5 protein-coding genes and 1 pseudogene are annotated in these 7,136 nt (G+C 51.7%); all 6 read left to right on the plus strand.

Going from position 1 to position 7,136, the window contains the following annotated elements; all coding sequences use genetic code 11:
• On the plus strand, positions 1-1,769 hold a 1,769-nt coding region (locus PAT3040_RS13975; RefSeq protein ID WP_146200430.1), incomplete at its 5' end, for an S-layer homology domain-containing protein.
• A gap of 278 nt (positions 1,770-2,047) precedes the next feature.
• The gene (gene ychF / locus PAT3040_RS13980) at positions 2,048-3,148 is read left to right on the plus strand and encodes a redox-regulated ATPase YchF (protein ID WP_108993206.1); all 1,101 of its coding nucleotides are present in this window, start codon (positions 2,048-2,050) and stop codon (positions 3,146-3,148) included.
• Between the two features lie 204 nt (positions 3,149-3,352).
• Positions 3,353-4,426: a GNAT family N-acetyltransferase gene (locus PAT3040_RS13985; protein ID WP_181376607.1), complete on the plus strand. Its 1,074-nt coding sequence runs from the start codon at positions 3,353-3,355 to the stop codon at positions 4,424-4,426.
• 51 nt (positions 4,427-4,477) lie between these two features.
• On the plus strand, positions 4,478-4,618 hold the full coding sequence (locus tag PAT3040_RS38640; RefSeq protein ID WP_258234971.1) for a LacI family DNA-binding transcriptional regulator: 141 nt from the start codon (positions 4,478-4,480) through the stop codon (positions 4,616-4,618).
• Between the two features lie 613 nt (positions 4,619-5,231).
• Positions 5,232-6,308 (plus strand): peptide chain release factor 1, encoded by a 1,077-nt coding sequence (prfA, locus tag PAT3040_RS13995; protein ID WP_108993210.1) that lies wholly within the window; start codon positions 5,232-5,234, stop codon positions 6,306-6,308.
• Positions 6,309-6,878: 570 nt separating this feature from the next.
• Positions 6,879-7,136, plus strand: a pseudogene (locus PAT3040_RS14000) (hypothetical protein); the annotation flags it as partial.

A 7,136-nucleotide genomic window follows, 5' to 3' on the forward strand; every position in this document is an offset into this window, starting at 1 on the left:
CGCTGTATGCCGACCGAACCAGCAATGGGACTGCGGGAGATCCATTCTATCAGGATGCTAGCAGCGCTACTGCTCGTTACGTTCGACTGACCGTTACGGGGACAGGCGACCCCGGGGCTTGGGTCAGCGTTTGGGAGATGGAGGTGCTGAACGCCGAAGGGCATAATGTGGCGTTGAACCAGCCAACAACGGCATCTTCCAGCTCGAGTTTGCCAAGCAATGCGACAGATGGTCATATCTTTCAGAAGAGTCCGTCTCCGTTTCCCGAGAGCGGATTAGTCGGGCAATCCCTCGTATCTACGGGACACTCGTATGCCGATCAATATATGGCTTATATGGGCGCAGCTTATTATCGTCTCTACTTGTTGACAGACGATGCCGTTTATTTGAATTTTGCCAAGTTGCTTCAAAACAATGCCAATTATACGGCTGATTGGAAGGGGGATTGGGGGTATGCCCATCCGGGGCTGGTCGAGGAAGGCGGCAGCGTCACCGAGCTGCAATATTACGGCATCGGAGTCTGGTTGCTGTGGAATACGGTAGCGCAACTAGAGCCGCTGTCGATACTCGAGGATCGATTCGGTTCGATGTCGATTGACGAAATTGAGCAGCTGCCGATCGAGCAGAGGAAGGCGCTTAACGGCCAGTCGGCGGGCCATCCCGTTTATCCGGTTTCGCCGGTAACCGGTTCGAATCAGGATTCCGAAGTAACGATCGAGCTAGCAGATGGCAAACAAACCGTGAGCGTTGCTAAAGGAAAATCAAAGGCTATTATTCGTACTGAACAGTGGAAAGAGGTGCCTGTACAGTTTGCGGCAAATGGCGCCGTAATGACAGTAGAGCCCAAAGTGCTGAAGGCTCTTCTGGAGGAAGCAAACTATCCGGTAGGAGCGAGCTTCCAGTTCGAGCTCGCACTCGCGGCTGACCGGATTGAAGCGCCGGAGCAAGACGCTGATCTAAGACTGGGGGGCCCGCTTTATAATATCTCCATCGCCATTATCCTGCCGAACGGGACCATAACCTACTCCGAGGAAGTGTTTGGCGGAGTTGAAATTAGTCTTCCATATGATGATGAGGGGCTGGATGAAAACCTTCTCGGCATGTATTTCTACAACAAACAGACCCGGCTGTGGGAATATACAGGTGGGGAAGCGGATAGCGACTCTAAGCTCGTGACGGCGAAGTTCCATCATCTAAGCCTTTATGCGGTTTTCGAGTTCAACAAGACTTTCGAGGATGTGCCGAAATCCCATTGGGCGCATAGTTCAATCAAGTTTCTTGCTTCAAGGTACGTGATGGAAGGATATCCATCGGGCCTCTTTGAGCCAGCACAAGCGGTAACCAGGGCGGAGTTCGTGGTGTTGCTGGCTCGGGCTCTGAAGCTGGAACCGGAGGCAAGCCGGGGCGTGTTCGCGGACGTGAAAGAGGGTGCTTGGTACGAGGGAGCTGTCCTGTCCGCTTACAAAGCGGGAATTATTGCCGGCGTAGGCGGGGGACGATTTGCTCCGAACGAGAGCATAAGCCGTCAGGAGATAGCTGTCATGGTAACGCGCGCGGCAGGCTTGGTGGAAGCGGATCTCGGTTTATTAACTTATGCGGATTTCGATCAGGCCGCCGATTGGGCAAAAGGTGCTATTCAAGCAGTGTCCTCGGCGGGTTTGATGCAAGGCAAGCCAGGTCTTTTATTCGCGCCGGAGGCTCCTGCTTCAAGAGCGGAGGTTGCGACTGTCATGATGAATTTTTTAGAGCCTATCGGCGGTTCAGATTAACCAATCTGTGGCTATCTGTGGCTAAAATTCCGATATCTCGCCGGTGTTAAAGTGGTCATGCGGCGAACGCAACTGCCATTGGGCGCTTACGTTAAACTCTTACGAAAAACGTTAGATCAATATGACGGCGACAGCCCTGGACTTTTTTTCTCGTCCGCGGCTGTCGCTTTTTGATTCTATCCAGAGTAAATGGCTTACACAATGAAATGACTTAGCTTTAATATTGTACAGTCATAAGTTATAATGACCAGAGATGAAAAGACTAGGAGATGATATAAATGCCACTCTCTTGTGGTATCGTCGGATTGCCGAACGTCGGCAAGTCGACTTTGTTTAACGCGATTACGCAAGCGGGCGCGGAGTCTGCGAATTATCCGTTCTGTACGATCGATCCGAACGTCGGCGTTGTCGAAGTTCCGGACGAGCGTCTGAACAAGCTGGTGGAGCTGGTTGTGCCAAAGAGCATCGTACCGACGGCGTTCGAATTCGTTGATATTGCCGGACTGGTCGCAGGCGCGAGCAAAGGCGAAGGACTTGGCAACAAGTTTCTGGCACATATTCGCGAGGTGGATGCGATTGTTCACGTCGTTCGCTGCTTCCAGGACGAGAACATTACGCACGTAGCCGGCAAAGTGGATCCCATCGGCGACATTACAACGATCAATCTGGAGCTTATTTTGGCGGATCTGGATTCCGTCGAGAAAAAGATTGAGCGTTCCCGCAAAAACCTCAAGTCCGGCGACAAGAAGGTCGCTCAAGAGGTTGAGGTGTTGGAGCGTCTAAAGGAAGCTCTCTACAACGACAAGCCGGCTCGCAGCCTGGAGCTGACGGACGATGAGAAGCTGCTTGTACGCGATCTTCACCTGCTTACGATGAAGCCGGTGCTTTACGCGACAAACGTCAGCGAAGAAGAGGCGGCTGACACGGACGGCAACGAATACGTGCAGCTCGTTCGCAAATTCGCGGCCGAAGAAGGCGCGGAAGTCGTGCCGATCAGCGCGAAGGTAGAGTCCGAGATCGCCGAGCTGGAAGGCGACGACAAGGCGATGTTTCTGGAAGAACTCGGCATGGCGGAGTCCGGTCTTAATCGTCTCATTAGCGCGGCATACAAGCTGCTGGGTCTCTATACGTACTTCACTGCTGGCGTGCAGGAAGTGCGCGCATGGACTATCCGTCAAGGAACCAAAGCGCCTCAGGCAGCCGGTGTTATCCATACCGACTTCGAGCGCGGCTTTATCCGGGCGGAGGTTGTGTCCTTCGAGGATCTCGCCGCGGCGGGTTCCATGGGAGCGGTTCGCGAGAAGGGCCAGCTTCGCCTGGAGGGCAAAGAATACGTTGTACGCGACGGCGATGTCATGCATTTCCGTTTCAACGTATAAATCCATCTAAATAAACGTCCGCAACGGCTGCAGGACCGGCTGCGGACGTTTTTATTTTGCCACATCGCTCCATCGTCACAAATCCGTCGAGTGATCATGCTGGAAAATGCTATCCAATTGTGCTTATAGAAATCGATTGCCATTAGGATCCAGCTGTTGATATAATCGAGGAACAAACTTGAGCAATGAAGAAGGATGGGGAGTATGATGGCAAATATTCGATTATTGCAAGAAAATGAATTTGATGCTGCGATACGTCTGGCCGACAGCATCTTCCGCGATGATGAACATAGATCGATGCGGGATGCGTACCCGTTCGTATTCTCGCCGAGTCTGAGGCAATCATATGGCGCATTTGTAAATGATGAGCTCGTGGCTTTCATGGGATTCGTACCAGCCGTCGTTCAGGTTGGAGAAGCCAGGCTGCATATATACTCTATCGGTGCGGTTTGCACGCATCCGGATGCAAGAGGCAACGGTTACGCGAGCCAATTATTATCGTCGGTATTCGCGCATGCCGATGCCGCGGGCGCTTCCCTTATATTAGTGTCGGGTAAACGTTCATTGTATGCAAGAGCGGGCTGTTATCCGTTTGGCAGAATGAAGAAGTATACTCTGAATCAAGACAATATTAGGAAAATTCGATCGCTCTCTGGAGATGTCGGGATTCGCATAAGGGAATGGCGCGCGACAGATCTGTTCAAGCTAGTCGAGCTTATGCGGACTAGAACCGCCTATTATGAGCAGAGCGTGAACGATCTGGCAGCGCTTATTCGTGCTGAAGCATTCGCCAGCAATGTGAAGATGCAGCACACACTGCTTGTAGCTGAGAGACAGGGCGAACCTGTCGCATTCGTGATTATGGCAACGGGTGATAAGGCATCTGCGCGCACTCCGTTTATTATAGAGTGGGCTGGCGAGCCAGAGGCGACTGCGGCCATTCTGGGCCATGCCATTCGTGCGTATGATCTTCCGAATCTGGACATTCATGTGAACTGGTTTGAAACCGGCTTAAATGAAGTGCTGGAGTCGATTCCTGCTTTGTCGGAACGGAATTCAGGCACCGTCCATATTGTAAATGCCGAACATTTGTACAATCAGCTTGGGCCGTATTGGCGCGCAAGAGGAACAGCGGGCTCTGACCTGGCAACGATGCTCCAGGATATGGACGATGCGGATCGCATTGCCTTATTATTTGATCCGACTGTCGGAGAAAACGGCCATCATTCGGCGTTGCCGATTCCGTTCCCATATACGGTTGGGTTAAACTATGTATAGCGGGTGTCTTAATTGTAATGATCATAATAACGACAGTGCGGGGGAATAATGATGAAGAAGCCGACAACGATACATAATATAGCCAAAGCAGCCCAAGTTTCGTCAGCTACGGTATCCAGAGTAATGAGCAACAGCGGCTACCCGGTCAGCAAGCAGACAAAGGCTGATCGGCAAGCAGCTCAAGGAAAATAAAAGCCGGACAATTGGCGTCATTATTCCGACTATTATTAACCCATTTTACTCCTCCGTTATTTTCGGGATCGAAGAGGTCGCAAGGCAGAAAGATTTTAGTCGTGGCCTGTAATTCGCTTCACGACCCTACGCTCTCGAAGTCGAATACAGAGTCCCGGCATCCGAAGTACATCTGGCATCAATTGGCAGAGGACCGCGATGCTCAGAGCAAAGCGCCGGGAGACGGTCGCGGCCGGGCAAACGGTGTACCAATCGGGATAACGAATAAAACCATTGGATCGATGACGTATATACGTTATCGATCTTTTTTAAATCGGTATGAAATCAATTATCCAAAAAATCGCAAAATTCTGTTCAAAAGTTGCGGCAAAAGCGGCAAATTTCCTGGATGTGGACAAGATGTGCACATACTGTGCACACGCTGTGGATAAATTGCCGTTAAAATGTGGATAAACAATCATGTTTTGTGTGCAATCTGTGTATAACTTTATAATGCTTTAAAATGCGTCCAAGAGACTGGAATGGATGACAAAGTAAACCACATATCGATCAGGCGGGCACGATATGGTATACTAAAGAATAATCTAAAGGAAATTAAACCGAGGTGACGAACGTGTTTGACCGTTTACAAGCACTGGCCGACCGATATGAGAAGCTGAGCGAGCTGCTGTGCGATCCGGATGTATCCAGCGATCCCAAGCGGCTGAGGGAGCTGTCAAAAGAACAGTCGGATTTACAAGAAGCGTATGAAACTTATACGGAATATAAGCAGGTCTCGGAACAATTGGAGGATGCCAAGCAGATGCTGGGCGAAAAGCTCGATGACGAGATGCGCGAGATGGTTAAAATGGAGATCGATGAATTGACTCCGCGCAAAGAAGAGCTGGAGGAGAAAATGCGTATCGTCCTGCTGCCGAAAGATCCGAACGATGACAAAAACGTTATCGTCGAGATTCGCGGCGCGGCCGGCGGCGACGAAGCTGCGTTGTTCGCGTATGATCTTTATCGTATGTACACGAAGTTCGCGGATACCCAGGGCTGGCGTACGGAACTGATGGATTTCAGCGAAAACGATCTGGGCGGATTCAAAGAGGTTATCTTCATGATCAATGGCAAAGGCGCGTACAGCAAGATGAAGTACGAAAGCGGCGCGCATCGTGTTCAGCGCATTCCGGTAACGGAATCCGGCGGACGCATCCATACATCGACGTCGACGGTCGCGGTTATGCCGGAAGTAGAGGATGTCGAGATCGAGATCCTCGACAAGGACATTCGAATCGACACCTTTTGCTCCAGCGGCGCCGGCGGGCAGTCCGTCAACACGACGAAGTCGGCTGTGCGAGTGCTTCACGTGCCGACAGGCATTATGGCGACATGTCAGGATGGCAAGTCCCAGAACGACAACAAGGCGAAGGCGCTGCAAGTTTTGCGCGCGCGGATTTATGATATTAAGCGCCAAGAGGAAGAAGCAAAGTATGCCGGCGAGCGCAAGAGCAAGGTCGGCACTGGCGACCGGAGCGAACGGATCCGCACGTACAACTTCCCGCAAAGCCGCGTAACGGACCACCGCATCAACTTGACGCTTCATAAGCTGGATTCCGTCATGAACGGCGACATGAGCGAAATTATTTCGTCGCTGACGATCGCGGAGCAAGCCGAGCTGTTGGAGCGCGAGACGATGGGCATCTAATCGCCCAAGACAATACGAGGCAACGACAAGCCGGATGAACGCCGCCAGAAGCAAGTAGCTGTCGCGGCGGTTCATCCTTTTTTGTGCTGGTAGTCTGCGCGCTAACGGACTTGAGAGACCTTATTTCGGCGGAAATGAGACTTTCTCATTTCTAACGGACCTGAGAAACGCTGTAATTGTGCAAAGTTGAAATTGCGGGCAAGTGTCCGGTAAGAAATGAACGGAAAACAACTGTAACGGAAATCAAAGGCGTTATTTCGGCAAAAAGCAGCATTTCGCAAATCTAATGGAACTGACAGCCCTTATAATGGTCAAAAGTCTGCGGTTTGCCTGGATTTCTCGTCAATAACGTCGCAGGGTTCCGTTAGGTTTTAAAATCATGCCAAAAGATCCATATAAGGGCTCCCATTTCCTTAACAGGTTGGCGATGATTGATTGCAGGTGCTTCATTTCTAGTTTTGCGCACAATGAATCGACGGCCTCCTGAGAGACGTTATTGGGACAAAATTCTCGGGTATGGAACAAGTGCGGAATGCGGCGGTACGAAATAATGGAAGGGGAGTGGCGGCAATGGGGCAAGAGACGAAGGCGGACGAACGGTGGTACGAGCTGCCGATGACGCTCAGGCAAGCTTGCGTGAAGGCGGGATCTTGGCTTAAAGCGAACGGAGTCGAGGATGGGCGCAGCCATGCGGAGCGACTGCTCCTGCATGTACTGGAGATGGACCGCGCGGCGCTACTGCTCGCCTGGAACGAACTCCTGCCCCCGGACAAGGGGGAGGAGTGGCAGGCGCTGGTATGCCGCCGCGCGACGGGCGAGCCGCTCCAG

It is taken from the genome of Paenibacillus agaridevorans (assembly GCF_003112455.1).
Classification (GTDB): domain Bacteria; phylum Bacillota; class Bacilli; order Paenibacillales; family Paenibacillaceae; genus Pristimantibacillus; species Pristimantibacillus agaridevorans.